Genomic DNA, 16,178 nt, shown 5'->3' with positions numbered 1-16,178 from the left:
ACCCGCACGCCCGAGGCGTGACCGGCGACCGGGCGCCCCGGGACTCGGCCCTCCCGAGGCGCCCTGAGGGGCGTCACGCCGTGAGGATCGCCGGATCGCTCGTCCCTGCCTGACCGTTCTCCACGTGGCCTGCGAAGCGGCGCAGGAAGGTCTTGTCCGCGTCGGAGACGACCGTGACGTCGTACCACCGCTTGCCGGCGCGCAGATCCACGGAGTAGGTGACCGTGGCCCCCGCGCGGACCTTGAAGGTCTGGCGGGAGCCGCCGTAGGCGTCGCTCACCGTCAGGTTGACGTCGCTCGTACCGGCGTTCTTCATCGTCAGCGCGAGGGTGCCGCTGCTCGCGACATGCCGCGCGGTGACTTCGGGGCCCGCGGCCTTGTTGGGGCCGCGGAAGGTGCGCAGGAATCCGTTGGGCCCGTGGACGGTCAGGTCGTACGCGCCCTTCGAGTACGCGGAGTTCCAGGTGTCGGAGACCGTCCTGCCCTTTTCGGCCGTGTACGTCCAGGGGCCGTCGGTGCGGTTGCCCGAGGTGATGTAGAAGGCGGCGCCCGCGGCGTCGCCGCCGCTGAGGGTGAGCGTGTAGCGACCGGTCGACGGGGTGGAGACGCCGTCCACGTACGGGGCGTACGGCAGCGGGCGCACCCGGCGGCAGCCACGCTCCTGCTTGGGCAGGACGGGGTTGGCGGGCGGCGTCGGCACGTAGTCGGGGTGGCGGTCGTGGTCCGGCGGCTGGTACGCCGAGGTGTCGGGCAGCGACACCGGCTCGCTGTCGCCGCGCGTGAAGTCGAACGCGGAGGTCAGGTCGCCGCAGACGGCACGCCGCCACGGCGAGATGTTCGGCTCGTGCACGCCGAAGCGGCGCTCCATGAACCGGATGATCGAGGTGTGGTCGAAGGTCTCGGAGCAGACGTAGCCGCCCTTGCTCCACGGCGAGACGACGAGCATGGGAACGCGCTGGCCGAGGCCGTAGGCACCGGCCGCGTACCCGACGCCGCCCTTGTACAGGTCGGGGCCGACGTCGACGGTCGACAGGCCCTGGTTCGCCGAGGACGGCGGGTAGGGCGGCACGACGTGGTCGAAGAAGCCGTCGTTCTCGTCGTAGGTGATGAACAGCGCCGTCTTCGCCCAGACGTCCGGATCGGAGGTCAGCGCGTCCAGCACCTGCGAGATGTACCAGGCTCCGTAGTTGGCGGGCCAGTTGGGGTGCTCGGTGAACGCCTCCGGGGCGGCGATCCAGGAGATCTGCGGCAGCCGGCCCGCCTGCACGTCCGCCTTGAGGACGTCGAAGAACCCGTCGCCGGCCTTGGCGTTCGTGCCGGTGCGGGCCTTGTCGTAGAGGGGGTCGCCGGGCGCGGCCTTGCGGTAGTTGTCGAAGTACAGCAGCGAGTTGTCGCCGTAGTTGCCGCGGTAGGCGTCGTTGATCCAGCCCCACCCGCCGGCGGCGTCCAGGCCGTCGCCGATGTCCTGGTAGATCTTCCAGGAGATCCCGGCCTGCTCGAGCCGCTCCGGGTAGGTCGTCCAGCTGTAGCCGGCCTCCTGGTTGCCGAGGACCGGACCGCCGCCGGTGCCGTCGTTGCCGGTGTAACCGGTCCACATGTAGTAGCGGTTGGGGTCCGTCGACCCCATGAAGGAGCAGTGGTAGGCGTCGCAGATGGTGAAGGCGTCCGCGAGCGCGTAGTGGAAGGGGATGTCCTCACGGGTGAGGTACGCCATGGTGGTGGCGCTCTTCGCCGCTATCCACTGGTCGTACTTGCCGTTGTTCCAGGCCTGGTGGGTGCCGGCCCAGTCGTGGTTGAGGTCCTGGATGAACTGGAGACCCAGGTTGTCCGCGTCCGGGCGGAACGGCAGCACCTCCTTGCCGCCGCCGGTCTGGTGCCAGACCGACTTGCCGCTCGGCAGGGTCACGGGGCGCGGGTCACCGAAGCCGCGCACGCCGTTCAGCGCGCCGAAGTAGTGGTCGAAGGATCGGTTCTCCTGCATCAGGACGACGATGTGCTCGATGTCGTCCACCGTGCCGGAGGCGCCTTGGGCCGGGATGGACGCGGCTCGGGCGATGCTGGTGGACAGTGCCGAGAAGGCGGCCGCCCCTCCAGTGAGCTGAAGGAAGCGGCGCCGGTTGAGTTCTGCCATGCGGAAGTGACCTCTTGTCCAGACAGGTGACTGATGGAACATGAGCGAAAGGAGTGTTCCAAGAGCAGCAAACGTCAGGGAAGGGTCATGTGGCGCGTGGCTGAAAGTCCCCGGTACACAAGACGAACGGGCGAGCCGGGACAACACCCGCGTCCGGCACGGAAGGTGCGCGGAAGGCATGCGGGAGGTGTGCGGTCACGCCGGGCTGGGGATGGTCGCGGCCATGACACATGCTGACCCCCGCCCCGATGCCGTCACCCCGGTGACACGCCCCGTCCGCCAGCTGTTCGCCGCGTCCGTGGGCAACGCAGTGGAGTGGTACGACTGGTACGCCTACACCTTCCTCGCCACCTACATCGCCGACCAGGTCTTCCCCAAGGGCTCCGGCAGTTCGCTCATCCCGCTGCTGTCGGTCTTCGCCGTGTTCGCGGTCGGATTCTTCATGCGGCCCGTCGGCGGCCTGCTGATGGGCGCGGTCGCCGACCGGCGCGGGCGACGGGCCGCGCTCACCGTGACGATCCTGCTGATGGGCGGCAGCAGCCTGCTCGTCGCGCTGACGCCCACCTATGCGTCGGCGGGCGTCCTCGGTCCGCTGGTGCTGGTGGTCGCACGACTGGCCCAAGGTCTGTCGGTGGGCGGCGAGTTCGCGGCGTCCACGACCTTCCTCGTCGAGTCGGCGCGGCCGGGGCGCCGCGGCCTGTTCTCGAGTTTCCAGTACGTGTCGACGACGGCGGGCCAGCTGGTCGCGTCGGGCATCTCGGCCGCGCTCGTCGGCGCGCTCTCCGACGCGGCGATGGAGACGTGGGGGTGGCGCGTGCCGTTCCTGGTGGGTGCGGCGCTCAGTCTCGTCGGGTTCTGGATACGGCGCGGTGCGACCGAGACGCGGGGCGAGGAGCGACGGCAGGGACCGCGTCCGGGTCTGCTCGACGCACTGCGGCACCATCCCCGCGCGTCGCTCCTGATCGGCGGCATCACGGCGGGCGGCACGCTCGCGTACTACACCTGGACGTCCTATCTGCCCACCTACGCCCAGTTGAACGCGGGCGTCACGAAGTCGGACGCCCTGCTCGCCGGCACGCTCTCGCTGGCGTTCTTCGGACTGCTGCAACCGGTGGGCGGCCTGCTGTCGGACCGGTTCGGGCGCCGTCCCCCGCTGCTCTTCTTCGGCGTCGGGTTCGCGCTGCTCAGCGTGCCGCTGCTGCGCTCCCTGCACGGCTCGTTCACCGGACTGCTGCTGGTCCAGTGCGCCGGCATGGTCCTGCTCACCGGGTTCACCTCGGTGTCGGCCGCCGTCAACGCGGAGGTCTTCCCGGCTCGGGTGCGCGCCGCCGGCATCGGCTTCCCGTACTCGCTGACCGTGGCCCTCTTCGGCGGTACCGCCCCGTATGTCGGCACCCTCTTCAAGGAGATCGGCAGCCCGGGTCTCTTCCCGTGGTACGTCGCCGTGCTGTGCCTGGTCTCCGCGGCGGTGTACCTGCGGCTGCCGGAGACCGCGCACCGGGAACTGGACCGATGAGCCGCGCGCGGGCCGCCGGGCGACGCACGAGCCCGGCGTGACCGGCGGAACACCTCCTACACCCGGCTGCCCGACGCCGTGTCGGACGACAGCCGCTGGGCGACGTAGACCGGCAGGACGGAGAGGAGCACGAGCACGGCCGCCACCACGTTGACGACCGGGGCCTGCCGGGGACGTGTCATGTTGTCGAAGATCCACAGGGGCAGGGTCCGGACGCCGGGCCCGGCCGTGAAGGTGGTGACGACGACCTCGTCGAAGGACAGCGCGAAGGCGAGCAGACCGCCGGCCAGCAGCGCGGAGCGCACCAGCGGGAAAGTCACGTCGGCGAAGGCCCGGAAGGTGTGGGCACCCAGGTCCATCGCGGCCTCCTCGTACGAGCCCGGCATCCGGCGCAGCCGGGCCACGACGTTGTTGAAGACGACGACGATGCAGAAGGTGGCGTGGCCGACGACGACGGTGAACAGCCCGAGGCCGACGCCCAGCGGCTCCAGGACGGTCTTGAAGGCTGAGTTGAGGGCGATGCCCGTGACGATGCCCGGCAGCGCGATCGGCAGCACCACGGCGAACGAGATCGCCTCTCGCCCGAAGAACCGGTGCCGCTGCACCGCGAACGCGATGAGCGTGCCCAGGGCGAGCGCGATCCCGGTGGCCGCGAGACCCGCCTGCACCGACGTCCACAGGGCCCCGCGCGCGCCGTCGTCGTGCCAGGCCGCCGACCACCAGCGGAAGGTGAGGCCGGGCGGCGGCCAGCTCGAACTGCGGTCCGGGTTGAACGAGTTCACCAGGACCAGGATCAGCGGCAGATAGATCACCGCGAAGCCGAGCGCGGCGGCGGTGCGCAGCGCGATCCGGGCGGAGCGGGACAGGTGCACGACGCCTCCTAGAGGCTGCTCAGGGCGCCGGTGCGGCGCACCGCGAGCAGATAGAGCACGATCACGACGACGGGCACGGTGCCGAGCGCGGCGGCCAGGGGCAGGTTCAGCGTGACGTTCGAGTAGACGAGGTTGCCGATCAGCTGGGTCTTGCCGCCGACGATCTGCACGGCGATGTAGTCGCCGAGGCTGAGCGAGAACGTGAACACCGATCCCGCGGCGATCGACGGGAACACCATCGGCAGCACGACGGACCGGAAGGTGCGCCAGGTGCGGGCGCCGAGGTCGGCGGAGGCGTCCAGGAGGCTGTCGGGGAGCTGTTCGAGTCCGGCGTGCAGCGGGAGGATCATGTACGGCAGCCACAGATAGGTCAGGACCAGGACCGTGGCGGGCAGCCCGTACCCGGGGCCGCCCAGGCCGAGCGGCTTCAGCAGCCAGTCGAGCGGGCCGCCCTCGGACAGGATGAGCCGCCAGGCGTACACCTTCACCAGATAGCTCGCCCACAGCGGGGTGAGGATCGCGACGACCAGGAACGGACGCGCGCCGGGGCGGGCCACCCGCGCCGTGTAGAAGGCGATCGGAAAGGCGATGACGGCGCACAGGGCGGTGACCGCGAGCGCGACACCGATGCTGCGCAGCGCGACCTGCCGGTACAGCGGTTCGGTGAGCAGCGCGTGGAAGTTGTCCGTCGACCAGACCTTCAGCACTTCGGAGGTGAAGGAGTCGGTGGTCCAGAACGCCGACAGGAACAGCGCGGCCAGTGAGCCGAGGTAGGCCACCACCAGCCAGAGGAGGGGTGCGGTGAGCAGCAGGGAGAGCCGCAGCCGTGGACTGCGGTGCAGGCTCCCGGCGAGCCGCCGGAGTGCTCCGGCGGCCGGCGCGGTGTCACTCATCGACGTCCTCAGCCCTTGATCTCGTTCCAGGCCTGGACCCACTTCGCGTAGGGCACGCACCTGACGTTCCTGCGGCCGTCGAGGCACTGCTCGATGGGAGTGGTCCAGAAGTGGACCTTCTTCCAGTACGGCTCGTCGGAGGCGTGGAAGACGGTGCAGTGGTTCTTGTCGGCGGTCTCGGCGCACGCCTTGGAGTTCGACGGCGCCTCACCGAAGTATTCGGCGACCTGCGCGTTCACCTTCGGCGAGATGATCCAGTCCATCCACTTGTACGCGCAGGTGGGGTGCTCGGCCTTGCTGGAGAGCATCCAGGTGTCGGACCAGCCGGTCGAGCCCTCCTTGGGCAGGACGGCCTTGACCTTGGCGCCCTCGGATGCGGCGAGGTTGGCGATGACCTGCCAGGTGGTGCCGACCACCGAGTCGCCGCTCTTGAAGGCGGAGATCTCCTTGAGGTAGTCGCTCCAGTACTCGCCGATGTCCGCGTTCTGCTTCTTCAGCAGGGCCACGGCCGCGTCGAACTGCTTCTGGTCGAGCGCGTAGGGGTCCTTGATGCCCAGCGACGGCTTGGTGGCCTCCAGGTAGAGGGCTGCGTCGGCGATGTAGATCGGTGAGTCGTACGCGGTGACCTTGCCCTTGTGCGCGCCCGCGTCGTCGAAGACGGCGGACCAGGAGTCCGGGGCCGGCGTGACCTTCCGGGTGTTGTACATGAGGAGGTTGGCGCCGCGGCCGTGCGGGATGCCGTAGGTCACGCCCTTGACCGAGTTCCACGGCCGGTTCTTCAGTCCGGCGAACACATCGGCGTAGTTGGGCACCAGCTTGGTGTTGACGGGCGCGGCGTCACCGGATGCGATCAGGCGCAGCGAGGCGTCGCCGGATGCGGAGACCGCGTCGTAGTCGCCCGTCTTCATCAGGCTGACCATTTCGTCGGAGGTCGCGGCCGTCTTCGCGTTGACCTGACAGCCGGTCCGCTTCTCGAAGTCGCTGACCCAGTCGGCCTTCGGGTCGTTGGAGCCGTCCTCGACATATCCGGCCCAGGCGATCAGATTGACCTTCCCCTCGCCCTTGCCGAGTTTCTGGAGCGCCTTGAGATGGGGCGGGTTGAGCCCCGACCCGGCGGTGGCGCCGCCCTTGTCGGAGGAACCGCAGGCGGTGGCGACGAGCAGAGCCGCGACGGCGACCGCTGCCTTGAGGGTCCGGTTCGGACGCACGAGCTTCTCCATACGTGTTGGGGGGATGACGTAGTGGGGGGACGGAACGTGCCGGTGGTGCGGGGCGGGCCGGTGGGCGGTGCGCTCAGGCGGTGTCCGGCACACGGAAGGTGTGGCGGTCGTGCCACAGGAGCCGGACGCGGGCACCGCGGAAGGCGTCGACGTCCTCTGAGGAGGTCTCCAGGTTCTGCTGGAGGGCGGTGAGGCGGCCGCCCGCGTCGAGGTCGACCAGGAAGCGCGTGGCATCGCCCAGGTAGACCGCCTCGGCGACGGTGCCGGTGGCGGTGGAGTGGTCCGGTTCGTCGGCGGTGGCGGCCTCCTTCAGGACGCGGATCTTCTCGGGGCGGATGCTGTACGTCCCCGCGTCGCCGACGACCTGCCGGGCGGCCTCTCCGGACAGCAGGTTGGATGTGCCGACGAACCCGGCGACGAACGGCGTCGCGGGCCGCTCGTAGATCTCCGCCGGGGTGCCGACCTGGGCGACGCGGCCCTCGTGGAAGACGGCGATGCGGTCGCTCATGGTCAGCGCCTCCTCCTGGTCGTGCGTGACGAAGACGAAGGTGATGCCGACCTCCCGCTGGATGGCCTTGAGTTCGACCTGCATCTGCTCGCGCAGCTTCAGGTCGAGCGCGCCGAGCGGCTCGTCGAGCAGTAGCACCCGGGGGCGGCCGACCAGGGCGCGGGCGAGCGCGACGCGCTGGCGCTGCCCGCCGGAGAGCTGCCCGGGGCGGCGTCCGCCGAAACCGTCGAGCCGCACGCGCGCCAGCTCCTCGCGGGCCCGGTTCAGCCGCTCGGACCTGGGCACCTTGCGGACCTTCAGGCCGTAGGCGACGTTCTGCTCGACCGTCATGTGCGGGAACAGCGCGTAGTCCTGGAAGACGGTGTGCACATCCCTTTCGAACGGGGCGAGGCGGGTGACGTCCCGGCCCGCGAGCTCGACCGTCCCGGCCGTCGGGTTCTCGAATCCGGCGATCATGCGCAGCACGGTGGTCTTCCCCGAGCCGGAGGGACCCAGCATCGAGAAGAACTCACCGTCCGCCATCTCCAGGTCTATACCGGCGACGGCCTCGGTCCGTCCGAAGGCCTTGCGCAGCCCCTGCAGCCGGATCGCCGCGGGGGCGGCTGCCCTTCCCTCCATGGGCGGGAACCTTTCTGGTGCCGTCGAGCGTTGATCGTGCGCAGCGGTAAACATATGAAGCCATAGTTCAAAGCTCAAGGCCCCCTCGAAGCAAAGGTTGGGTCAACGAACACACATACGGAGCAGGGCAGTTGCGGTGAATCGGGTGATACGGGAGCGAGACGAGGGCGCCACCGGGGCGCAGGACTCCTGCGACGGGATACCGGGGGACGGCGTCCCGGACGCGGCAGAGGTCCGGCCCGCCGGGCCGGACCGGGCGGCGGCGGGCGCGGGCGCGAGCGGTGTCCGGGGCTCGGGCGGGGCGCGACGCGCGGTGTTCACACCCGTCGACACCCGCGCGCGGGTGGACACGGTCGTACGGCGGCTCGGCGACGCCATAGAGCTCGGGCTGCTCGCGGACGGGGAGCAACTGCCCGGCGAGACGGAGCTGTCGGCGCAGCTGGGGGTGTCCACCGTGACGCTGCGCGAGGCATTGACGGTACTGCGCAGGCAGGGCCTGGTCACGACACGACGCGGGCGCGGCGGTGGCAGCTTCGTGACCCTGCCGGCGGGGCCCGCGGCCGACCGGCTGCACGGCCGGCTCGTCGACTGGTCGACCGAGGAACTGCGCGACCTGGGCGATCACTGGGCGGCTCTGTCGGGGGCCGCCGCACGCCTCGCCGCACACCGCACGGAGCCCGGGGACCTGCGTCAACTGGGGCGCTCCGTCGAGGCCCTGACCGCCGCGGTCGACCCCGCGGCCCGGGGCCGGCTCTACGGCCGCTTCCACGTCGAGCTCGCCGCCGCCGCCCAGTCCGCCCGGCTCACCCGCGAACAGATCACCCTCCAGGGTGAAGTGGGCGTCCTGCTCTGTCTCGTCCTGGGTGACGACGGGTACGTCGACGAGGTGGCCGATCGTCATCGCGCCGTGATCTCGGCCGTGCACGATGGGGCCGACGACACGGCGGGACGGCTCGCCGAGCACTGCGTACGGGACTCCGTGGCCCGCCTGATCGCGCTCCGGCTCGCCCTGTCCGCCGACGCGCACCACCACGGTCCGGGTTCCGAGGAGGGCATGCATGGTCAGCAGCACGAGGCTCCCCGAGGAGGGCCGGGCGGCGACGGCGGCACCGTCGCAGGACCGGGTGGCGGGGCAGCTGGTGGCCGCCCGGGTCCGTGACGCACTGGAGGGCGTGTTCGCGGTGGTGGCGGACACCGCCACCGACACCGCCGCCCTGCTCGACGGCCTTGCGGCCGACCCCACGACCGACGACCTCGCCGCGCTGCGCCCCGCCCTGCACGCCCGGCTGGCCGGGCACCCGCTCGTCTCGGGCATCGGGTTCGTCGCGGCGCCCGGTCTGCTGAGGGACGTACCGGCGTGGCTGGAGTGGTGGCAGACCGGCACCGACGGGGGCGTACGGCCGCTGCTGCTCGATCTCACGCCGGAGCGGTCGGCCTACGCCGACTACACGCACTGGGAGTGGTACGCGCTGCCGCGCGACACCGGGCGGCGCGCGGTCGCCGGGCCCTATGTCGACTACCTCTGCTCCGACGAGTACAGCCTGACCCTGTCCGCGCCCGTCCGCAGCGGCGGGCGGTTCGTCGGGGTCGCGGCGGTGGACGTGTACCTGCGCCATTTCGAAGGCGCCGTGATGCCCCTGCTGCAACGCCTGCCGGGCCCCGCCCACCTCGTCAACGCACGCGGCCGGGTCGCCGCGTCCGCGGACTCGCGCCATCTCGCCGGCTCCCTCACCAAGGGCGCCGACTTCGCCGCGCTGCTCGACGGGCGGGCGCGTCCGGGACGGCGGAGCGGCCGGGAGCTGTACCCGTGCGACGGGGTACCGCTGGTCCTGGTCGTGTCGCGGCCGTAGCGCCGGCGCTCAGATGTCGGTGGCGGGCACCGCCCTGAGGTGCCCGCCACCGCGTCGGACACGCCGACGTGCAGGGCCCGCCACCCGGCGGGGCTCGCGCAGGACCAGGGTCATCCGGGTGTACCCCAGCTCCTGCAGGGTCCTCGGGGTCTCCCCCACGACGCGGCACGAGGTGCGGCCCCACCGGGGGTCCGGGTGCCACAGCGGACGTACGGCCCCGTCGTGCGCGACGGCGTCCGCGCCGGCGGCACGGATCCAGCGCGGCAGGCCCTGCCGGTACGCGGCGTCCATGATCGGGTCCCGGGCGATCTCCTGGCGGATCGACCGGAGTCCGTGGTCCTGGCCGTTGCACCGCACGGCTTCGGCGAAGTGGGCCAGCATCGGCAGGCACCAGCTCGACTCGTGCTCGGCGAGCACGGTGCCCGCGTCGGGGTGGAACAGCACGAAGCGCAGGAAGTTGTCGTGCGGCATGGCCGAGGGGTGCGGTCCCACGCCGCGGAACAGTGCGTCGAACGCGGAGTTGGCCAGCACCACGTCCCAGCAGTGGTCGAAGACCACCGAGGGGAAGGGCACGGCCTCGAGGAGCGCGGAGTAGTCCTCGAGATAAGCACGCGCCTCACGGTCGTCCCGCGCCGCTAACTTCTCAGGCGTGATGCCCGGTGCGGGGCGATACCCTGGTGCCTCGTATGCCATCGGGTGGCCACCCCTCTACCGCTGCGGCCTGCACGCCGCGTGGCGATCCTGCTACCCGCCCTAGAGCGTGTCAACTATCGTGGCATTTATGGCTCGTTCGCGATGGATTCGCGCCACAGTTGTGGTGATATCTGGTCTGGGAGCCGTACCGAGGCTTAGTCTCCGGGCTGTTCGAGGGATGTAGGCGGCATGCGCGGCATGCGCGGCATGCGGTATTCGACGTATGCACGACATTCGAGGCAGGAGACCTGTCGGTGACGGACGGCTTCTCGGTTCCCGGCGCGGTGGACTGTGACCTGCTCCCGGCCCTCGCCGCCCGTGTCGCCGCACTGGCCGACCGGCTCGGCGTGCGCCACGACGAGGTCTTCGACCTCGCCCGTCTCTCCGCGGAGTCCGGCGTCCCCGAGAACGTCGTCAAGGCACTCCTGCACGGCCACCCCGCGGGTCAACCCGACCTCCAGGCCCGCTTCCTGCAGCGCCTCGACCTGTTGCGCCGCACCCGGCTCAAGCCCAACGGCCGCCGGTACACCCAGCAGGAGATCGCCGACGGCGCCGGGATGTCCCGGCAGCAGGCGGGCGCCCTCATCAACGGCGACCGACGCCCCACGATGGAGCACTGCGCCGCTATCCAGCGCTTCTTCGGCGTCCACGCGGGGTTCCTGACCGCGGAGGACTCCGACGCCCTCGGCTACGCCCTCCAGCTCACCGAGCAGGAACTCCTCCAACGCCTCGCGGCACACGAGAGCGAGACGGCCGCCGCGGCGCCGCAGCCGGACGACGCGCTCGAAAGGCTGCTCCAGGACCACGGCGTCCGCGGTATCGCCTGGCGCGCCGCCCAGCTGCCCACCGACAAGCACCGCGACAAGGTCACGGAATGGCTCGACATGCTCCTGGAGAGCGTCAAGCCGTCGGCCGGACCGACCGCCTCATGAGGCGCGGGCGGATCGGCAGGGAGATGCGGCGCCTGTGCGGCGAACTGGTGGGGAAGCTGGACCTGCCCGGCCCCACGGACTCCGCCACGCTGAGCACGGCGCTGTGCATGGCGATGAGCCGTCGCCGCGGACGCCCCGTCGCCTACCGGACCGCCTCCTTCCCACCGGGCACGGCGAGCGGGCTGTGGCTCGACATGGTGGACCAGGACATCGTCGTCGTAGAGCAGCGGACCGCACCCGACCACCAGCTCGTGATCCTCGGCCACGAGCTGTGGCACATGAACGCCGGAACCTGCAGCCATCACGTCGACGGCGCCGGTGTCGCGGCCAGACTGCTCGCGGAGGGCGCCGACCTCCAGGCCACCGTGCTGAAGGTCGCGGCACGCACGCAGTTCGACGTCTCCAACGAGGAGGAGGCCGAGTCATTCGGGCTGTTGCTGGCCAGCAAATGCCGTTTCTGGCTGGCCGCTGACGGTGCGGCGACGGCGGGACGGGGCGCCGTCGCCGGCCGTATCGAGGCCTCGCTCGGATATCGGGGACCACAGGGCTGACCGTGAACGGCGGCCTCAGCCTCTACGTCCCCGCGTCGGTTCTGTTCGGGGCCTTCGTGTTCAAGATGCCCGGGATGCTGCGCGCCCGGCACGATCCGCTGCTCCGCTCGGTGTGCCTGTTGCTGCTCATGGGCAGCGCGGTGTTCTGCTTCGCCGCGCCGCCCACCATCGCCGCGGTCAACCGCTGGACGGGCGTGCCCAACTTCTCCGCTCCGCTCACCTACTGCGTCCTGTCGGTGTTCAGCGCCTCTTGCATCCTGCTGATCGTCAACTGGCGCGGCGGACCGGCCGACTGGACGCGCCGCGCGTCCCTGTGGTTCATCGGCGCGTACAGCGTCGTCACGGTCCTGCTCATCGTGCTGTTCGCACTGGGCGACGCGCCCGTGGAGCGGCTGCGCGACCTCGACACGTACTACGCGAACACCCCGTTCATCCGCGAGATGATCGTGCTGTACCTGCTGGCCCACACCGTGGCCGGAACCGTGATGGCCGTCCTGTGCCGACGATGGTCCCTGGAGGTGCACGGCTGGTTGCGGGCCGGCGTGGTGCTGATCGTCATCGGTTATGTCCTCGACCTCGGATTCGACACGGCGAAGTTCGCAGCAGTGGTCGCACGGTGGACGGGGCACAACTGGGACACGCTGAGCACGGACGCCGCCCCGCCGCTCGCCTCGTTGGCCGCGATGATCGTCGCCGTCGGCTTCATCACCCCGCTGACCGGCCAGCGTCTGACGGAGACCTGGCGCAACTGGGCCTCGTACCACCGACTCGGAGCCCTCTGGGACACCCTGCGCCGCGCCGCCCCCCGGCCCGGCGCCTCGGTCCCGATCCCCTGGTGGTCAGCGCCCAGTCTCCGGCTCACCCAGCGGGAGGCGGACATCCACGACGCCCTCCTGGCCCTCGAGCCGTATCTCGATCCCGCGGTGCGCGAGAGCGCATGGGCAGCCGCGCTCGCGGCCGGGGTCCCGACCTCCGAGGCACGTGCCCTCGCCGAGGCTGCGGCGATCACGGCCGCGATCACCACCCGGGCCGCCGACTCCTCCGGTGAGGTGCTCGTCGCGGCGGAAGCCCGTGACACGGGACGTCCGCCCCTGCAGCGAGATCTCGTCCGCATCTCGCGAGCCCTGCGCCAGTCCCCCGTCGCCCACGCTCTCCGCCGCGGCGCGGCCCGGCCAGAGAGCAGCCCCCACGAGCGAATCCGATAGAAGCGATCGCGGCGAAGCGCGCCGTGCCGTCGTCGTGGGCGGCGTCCTCACCGGCATGCTCACAGCCGCAGCTCTACGCGCGTACACCGACGAAGTGACCGTGCACGAACGCGATGCGCTGCCGGCCGGCCCGACTCCGCGCAAGGGCCTGCCGCAGGCCCGGCATGCGCACGTGCTGTGGTCGGGCGGCGCCCGCGCGATCGATGCGCTGCTCCCGGGCTCGATACGCCGGCTCCGGGAGGCCGGAGCACATCGCATACCGCTGCCCTCCGGAGTCGTGTCCCTCTCGCCCCAGGGCTGGTTCCGGCGCTGGCCGGAGACCCACTTCCTGATCGCGTGCAGTCGCGACCTGATCGACTGGACGGTGCGCGACCAGCTCGCCGGGGACCCCGGCATCACGGTGCGGCAACGCACGGAAGTGCTCGGCCTGGCCGGCGGAGCCGACCGGGTGACCGGGGTGCGGACACGGGACTCCTCCGGTGTCGAACAGGTACTGGACGCCGACTTCGTGGTCGACGCGTCCGGGCGCGGTTCACGCGTCTGCGCCTGGCTGCGGGACCTGGGCGTCCCGCCCGTGCGTGACATCACCCTCGACACCGGGCTCGTCTACGCGAGCAGAACCTTCCTTGCCCCCACGGACACCCCGGACTGGCCACTCGTCAATGTGCAGGCCAGGGTGCGCGAACGGCACCCCGCGCGCACGGCGACGATCCTGCCCATCGAAGACGGCCGCTGGCTGGTCACCCTGTCGGGCACGGTCGGCGGCCATCCCACGTCCGACGCCGACGCCTTCGAACTCTTCGCGCGCGGCATGCGCCATCCGGTCGTCGCCGACCTCATCGCGCGGGCCGAGCCGGTGTCCGGCGTGTCGGTGACCCGGAGCACCGTCAACCGGCGCCGGCACTTCGAGAAGTCCCGCGGCGGACCGGAGGGTCTCGTGGTGCTCGGCGACTCGCTCGCGGCGTTCAACCCCGTGTACGGGCACGGGATGTCGGTGGCCGCGCTGGGCGCGCTCGCGCTGCGCGACGAGGTCGCCGCGTCCGGCATCGCCGCGCCGGGCGTCGCTCGACGTGCGCAGCGGGCGGCAAGCGTGCCGGTCGACACGGCGTGGAGGCTCGCCATCGGACAGGACGTCTTCGTGCTCGGTGCGCACGGACGGCGCCCCACACCCGCGGACCGCCTGATGTCCCGCTACGTCGACCGGCTGATGCTCACCGCCATCGGCAACCCCCGGGTGGCCCGGGCGCTCAACGACGTGATGATGCTCGAGGCACTGCCGACCGCGTTGGTGGCTCCTGCGGTCGCGCTCGCCGTGCTGCGCGGGCCGGGCCTGGCGGCCCTGGCGGCACCGCCGTTCACCGTGCCGGAGCGCGCCGTGGTGGACGGGCCCACGGAGGAAGCGCCCTCGTCCCAGCGGTGAATGGTGCCGCCACGGGCGGATTGTCAGTGGCGAGGGGCAAGCTGGTCGGTACGCGGCAAACGCAGCGAGGTCGCCCGGTCGGTGACGGACCGGACGGCGCACAGCCCGACAGTGGAGACGTCCGATGCCCACCGCCCTGCTGACCGACCACGAGCGCACCGCCGTCCGGGCCTACCTCCGGCTGATGCACACGGTCCGCGCCGCGTTCGACGTGGGGGAGAGCGCTCAGCGACCGCCGATCGTGCCGGCGCCGGTCCTGGCAGAGGCCGAAGAGGCCCTGCGGGAGGCGGGCCTGGCGGGCAACGAGACGGAGTTCTTCGCGCTGTTGCGGACGTGGTGCCCGCAGGAGGGCGGGTAGCCCCGTGCGGGCGGGGGCCGGGCGCCGCGAACCGACGACGACCCGGCTGGGGCTGGGTCCCCCGCCCTCGAGGCAATGGGGGAGCGTGCCAGGCCCCGCGGGCCCGGCGTGATCCACAAGACACCGGCTAGGCTCCGGGACGCCCAGGGTGGTGCGGATGGTCCCACCGCAGTGCTAAGGGAGGCGCGGTGCAGATGATCGACGTGACCGAGCGGCGGGCGCGGCTGGCCCTGCGCCACCGTCTGGCCCCGGGGGCCAGATCGGACGATCCGGCCGAGGTGGCCCATGACATGGTCGCGCTGCACGGCACCGACCCGTCCTCGGTGTACGTGGGCGCATGGGTGCGTATGCACGACGGCGACGTGGCCACCGTCGACCGCGCCCTGTACGAGGACCGCACGCTGATCCGGCTCCTCGCGATGCGCCGCACCGTCTTCGTCACCACCCTCGACGTGGCGCCGGTGGTGCAGGCCGCGTGCTCGCGCGCCGTGGCCGCCAGGGAGCGCCGCAAACTCGTCCAGTTCCTCACCGAGGCGGGCGTCGCCGGCACCGGGTCCGGGGTGACCGGGTGGCTCGCGGAGGCCGAGGATGCGGCCCTGCGCTCGCTCGCCGCGCGGGGCGAGGCGACGGCGGCCGAACTGGCCGGGGACGACCCGAAACTGAGCACGCAGATCGTCCTGTCCCGTGGCAAGAGCTACGAGGGCCGGCAGAACGTGGCCAGCAGGCTGTTGCTGCTGCTCGCCGCCGAGGGCAAAGTCGTACGGGGCCGCCCGCGCGGCTCGTGGACCTCGCACCAGTACCGCTGGTCCCTGCTCACCGACTGGGCGCCCGGCGGACTCGCGGACCGGGACACCCGGGAGGCCGAGACGGAGCTGGCACGCCGCTATCTGCGCGCCTTCGGCCCCGCCACCGCGGACGATCTTCAGTGGTGGACCGGCTGGACGAAGACGCAGGTCAAGCGAGTGCTCGCCGAACTGCGGCCGGTCGAGGCCGACATGGGGGACGGTGGCGTCGGCCTGCTGCTCCCGGACGACCTCGACGGCACGCCCGCACCCGAACCGTGGGCGGCGCTGCTGCCCGCACTCGACTCCACGCCCATGGGCTGGCACGGCCGGGCATGGTTTCTCGGCGACCACGGCCCCAAGCTGTTCGACCGCGCCGGGAACATCGGCCCCTCCCTGTGGTGGGACGGCCGGATCGTGGGCGGCTGGGCGACGGACGGGAAGGGCGACGTCGTCTGCCGGTTCCTCGAAGACGTGGGCGCCGATGCGCGGGCAGCCGTGGAGACCGAGGCCACGCGGATGGCCGGGCTGCTCGGCGGGGTGCGCCTCGCGGCGCGCACCCGCGGCCGCACCTGGCTGGAGGACGAACTGGCCACCGCCTGACGGTGAGCGCCCGTCCGCCCGCTGCC

General features: G+C 71.6%; 15 protein-coding genes. 9 read left to right on the top strand and 6 right to left on the bottom strand.

Going from position 1 to position 16,178, the window contains the following annotated elements:
- Positions 1-73: 73 nt before the first annotated feature.
- A complete protein-coding gene (locus tag ACWCP6_RS32220) occupies positions 74-2,131 on the bottom strand; it encodes a phosphocholine-specific phospholipase C (protein ID WP_450936145.1) in 2,058 nt (685 codons plus the stop codon).
- A gap of 211 nt (positions 2,132-2,342) precedes the next feature.
- Here ACWCP6_RS32220 and ACWCP6_RS32215 point away from each other — a divergent pair, with 211 nt between their 5' ends.
- Entirely contained in the window at positions 2,343-3,647 is a 1,305-nt protein-coding gene (locus ACWCP6_RS32215) for an MFS transporter (protein WP_450936162.1), read from the top strand.
- A 56-nt stretch (positions 3,648-3,703) separates the two neighbouring features.
- On the opposite strand, the gene ACWCP6_RS32210 is transcribed toward ACWCP6_RS32215, so the two are convergent.
- From ACWCP6_RS32210 to ACWCP6_RS32195, 4 genes are all read right to left on the bottom strand, one after another.
- A complete protein-coding gene (locus tag ACWCP6_RS32210) occupies positions 3,704-4,519 on the bottom strand; it encodes an ABC transporter permease (RefSeq protein ID WP_450936144.1) in 816 nt (271 codons plus the stop codon).
- An 8-nt stretch (positions 4,520-4,527) separates the two neighbouring features.
- On the bottom strand, positions 4,528-5,412 hold the full coding sequence (locus ACWCP6_RS32205; RefSeq protein ID WP_450936143.1) for an ABC transporter permease: 885 nt from the start codon (positions 5,410-5,412) through the stop codon (positions 4,528-4,530).
- 8 nt (positions 5,413-5,420) lie between these two features.
- Positions 5,421-6,620 (bottom strand): ABC transporter substrate-binding protein, encoded by a 1,200-nt coding sequence (locus tag ACWCP6_RS32200; protein WP_450936142.1) that lies wholly within the window; start codon positions 6,618-6,620, stop codon positions 5,421-5,423.
- An 85-nt stretch (positions 6,621-6,705) separates the two neighbouring features.
- A complete protein-coding gene (locus tag ACWCP6_RS32195) occupies positions 6,706-7,758 on the bottom strand; it encodes an ABC transporter ATP-binding protein (protein WP_450936141.1) in 1,053 nt (350 codons plus the stop codon).
- A 313-nt stretch (positions 7,759-8,071) separates the two neighbouring features.
- On the opposite strand from ACWCP6_RS32195, the gene ACWCP6_RS32190 reads away from it, so the two are divergent.
- Positions 8,072-8,917: a FadR/GntR family transcriptional regulator gene (locus tag ACWCP6_RS32190; RefSeq protein WP_450936161.1), complete on the top strand. Its 846-nt coding sequence runs from the start codon at positions 8,072-8,074 to the stop codon at positions 8,915-8,917.
- Entirely contained in the window at positions 8,817-9,608 is a 792-nt protein-coding gene (locus ACWCP6_RS32185; protein ID WP_450936140.1) for a cache domain-containing protein, read from the top strand. The genes ACWCP6_RS32190 and ACWCP6_RS32185 overlap by 101 nt, the downstream gene beginning before the upstream one ends.
- 9 nt (positions 9,609-9,617) lie before the next feature.
- Here the strand turns inward: ACWCP6_RS32185 and ACWCP6_RS32180 are convergent, their stop codons facing one another.
- A complete protein-coding gene (locus ACWCP6_RS32180) occupies positions 9,618-10,301 on the bottom strand; it encodes an MmyB family transcriptional regulator (RefSeq protein ID WP_450936139.1) in 684 nt (227 codons plus the stop codon).
- 254 nt (positions 10,302-10,555) lie between these two features.
- Between ACWCP6_RS32180 and ACWCP6_RS32175 the strand changes: the two genes are divergently transcribed.
- The 6 genes from ACWCP6_RS32175 (at position 10,556) to ACWCP6_RS32150 (ending at position 16,152) form a co-directional block, all read left to right on the top strand.
- A complete protein-coding gene (locus tag ACWCP6_RS32175; RefSeq protein WP_450936138.1) occupies positions 10,556-11,233 on the top strand; it encodes a helix-turn-helix domain-containing protein in 678 nt (225 codons plus the stop codon).
- Between the two features lie 23 nt (positions 11,234-11,256).
- Positions 11,257-11,784, top strand: coding sequence for a toxin-antitoxin system, toxin component (locus tag ACWCP6_RS32170; protein ID WP_450936160.1), 528 nt, complete (start codon positions 11,257-11,259; stop codon positions 11,782-11,784).
- Positions 11,785-11,786: 2 nt separating this feature from the next.
- Positions 11,787-12,989, top strand: a complete 1,203-nt coding sequence (locus ACWCP6_RS32165) for an MAB_1171c family putative transporter (RefSeq protein ID WP_450936137.1) — start codon at positions 11,787-11,789, stop codon at positions 12,987-12,989.
- A gap of 55 nt (positions 12,990-13,044) precedes the next feature.
- Entirely contained in the window at positions 13,045-14,409 is a 1,365-nt protein-coding gene (locus ACWCP6_RS32160; protein WP_450936136.1) for an FAD-dependent oxidoreductase, read from the top strand.
- Positions 14,410-14,533: 124 nt separating this feature from the next.
- On the top strand, positions 14,534-14,767 hold the full coding sequence (locus tag ACWCP6_RS32155; protein WP_450936135.1) for a hypothetical protein: 234 nt from the start codon (positions 14,534-14,536) through the stop codon (positions 14,765-14,767).
- Between the two features lie 194 nt (positions 14,768-14,961).
- Positions 14,962-16,152 (top strand): winged helix DNA-binding domain-containing protein, encoded by a 1,191-nt coding sequence (locus ACWCP6_RS32150; RefSeq protein ID WP_450936134.1) that lies wholly within the window; start codon positions 14,962-14,964, stop codon positions 16,150-16,152.
- Positions 16,153-16,178: the final 26 nt, after the last annotated feature.

Source organism: Streptomyces sp. NPDC002004 (assembly GCF_053593975.1).
The sequence above is the reverse complement of the archived record's forward strand: the minus strand, read 5'-3'. Positions and strand labels throughout refer to the sequence as shown.

Coding starts and splice junctions, on each gene's coding strand:
- ACWCP6_RS32220 (WP_450936145.1), bottom strand. CDS start 2,131: ATGGCAGAACTCAACCGGCGCCGCTTCCTTCAGCTCACTGGAGGGGCG.
- ACWCP6_RS32215 (WP_450936162.1), top strand. CDS start 2,343: ATGGTCGCGGCCATGACACATGCTGACCCCCGCCCCGATGCCGTCACC.
- ACWCP6_RS32180 (WP_450936139.1), bottom strand. CDS start 10,301: ATGGCATACGAGGCACCAGGGTATCGCCCCGCACCGGGCATCACGCCT.
- ACWCP6_RS32195 (WP_450936141.1), bottom strand. CDS start 7,758: ATGGAGGGAAGGGCAGCCGCCCCCGCGGCGATCCGGCTGCAGGGGCTG.
- ACWCP6_RS32150 (WP_450936134.1), top strand. CDS start 14,962: ATGATCGACGTGACCGAGCGGCGGGCGCGGCTGGCCCTGCGCCACCGT.
- ACWCP6_RS32185 (WP_450936140.1), top strand. CDS start 8,817: ATGGTCAGCAGCACGAGGCTCCCCGAGGAGGGCCGGGCGGCGACGGCG.
- ACWCP6_RS32170 (WP_450936160.1), top strand. CDS start 11,257: ATGCGGCGCCTGTGCGGCGAACTGGTGGGGAAGCTGGACCTGCCCGGC.
- ACWCP6_RS32155 (WP_450936135.1), top strand. CDS start 14,534: ATGCCCACCGCCCTGCTGACCGACCACGAGCGCACCGCCGTCCGGGCC.
- ACWCP6_RS32160 (WP_450936136.1), top strand. CDS start 13,045: ATGCTCACAGCCGCAGCTCTACGCGCGTACACCGACGAAGTGACCGTG.
- ACWCP6_RS32205 (WP_450936143.1), bottom strand. CDS start 5,412: ATGAGTGACACCGCGCCGGCCGCCGGAGCACTCCGGCGGCTCGCCGGG.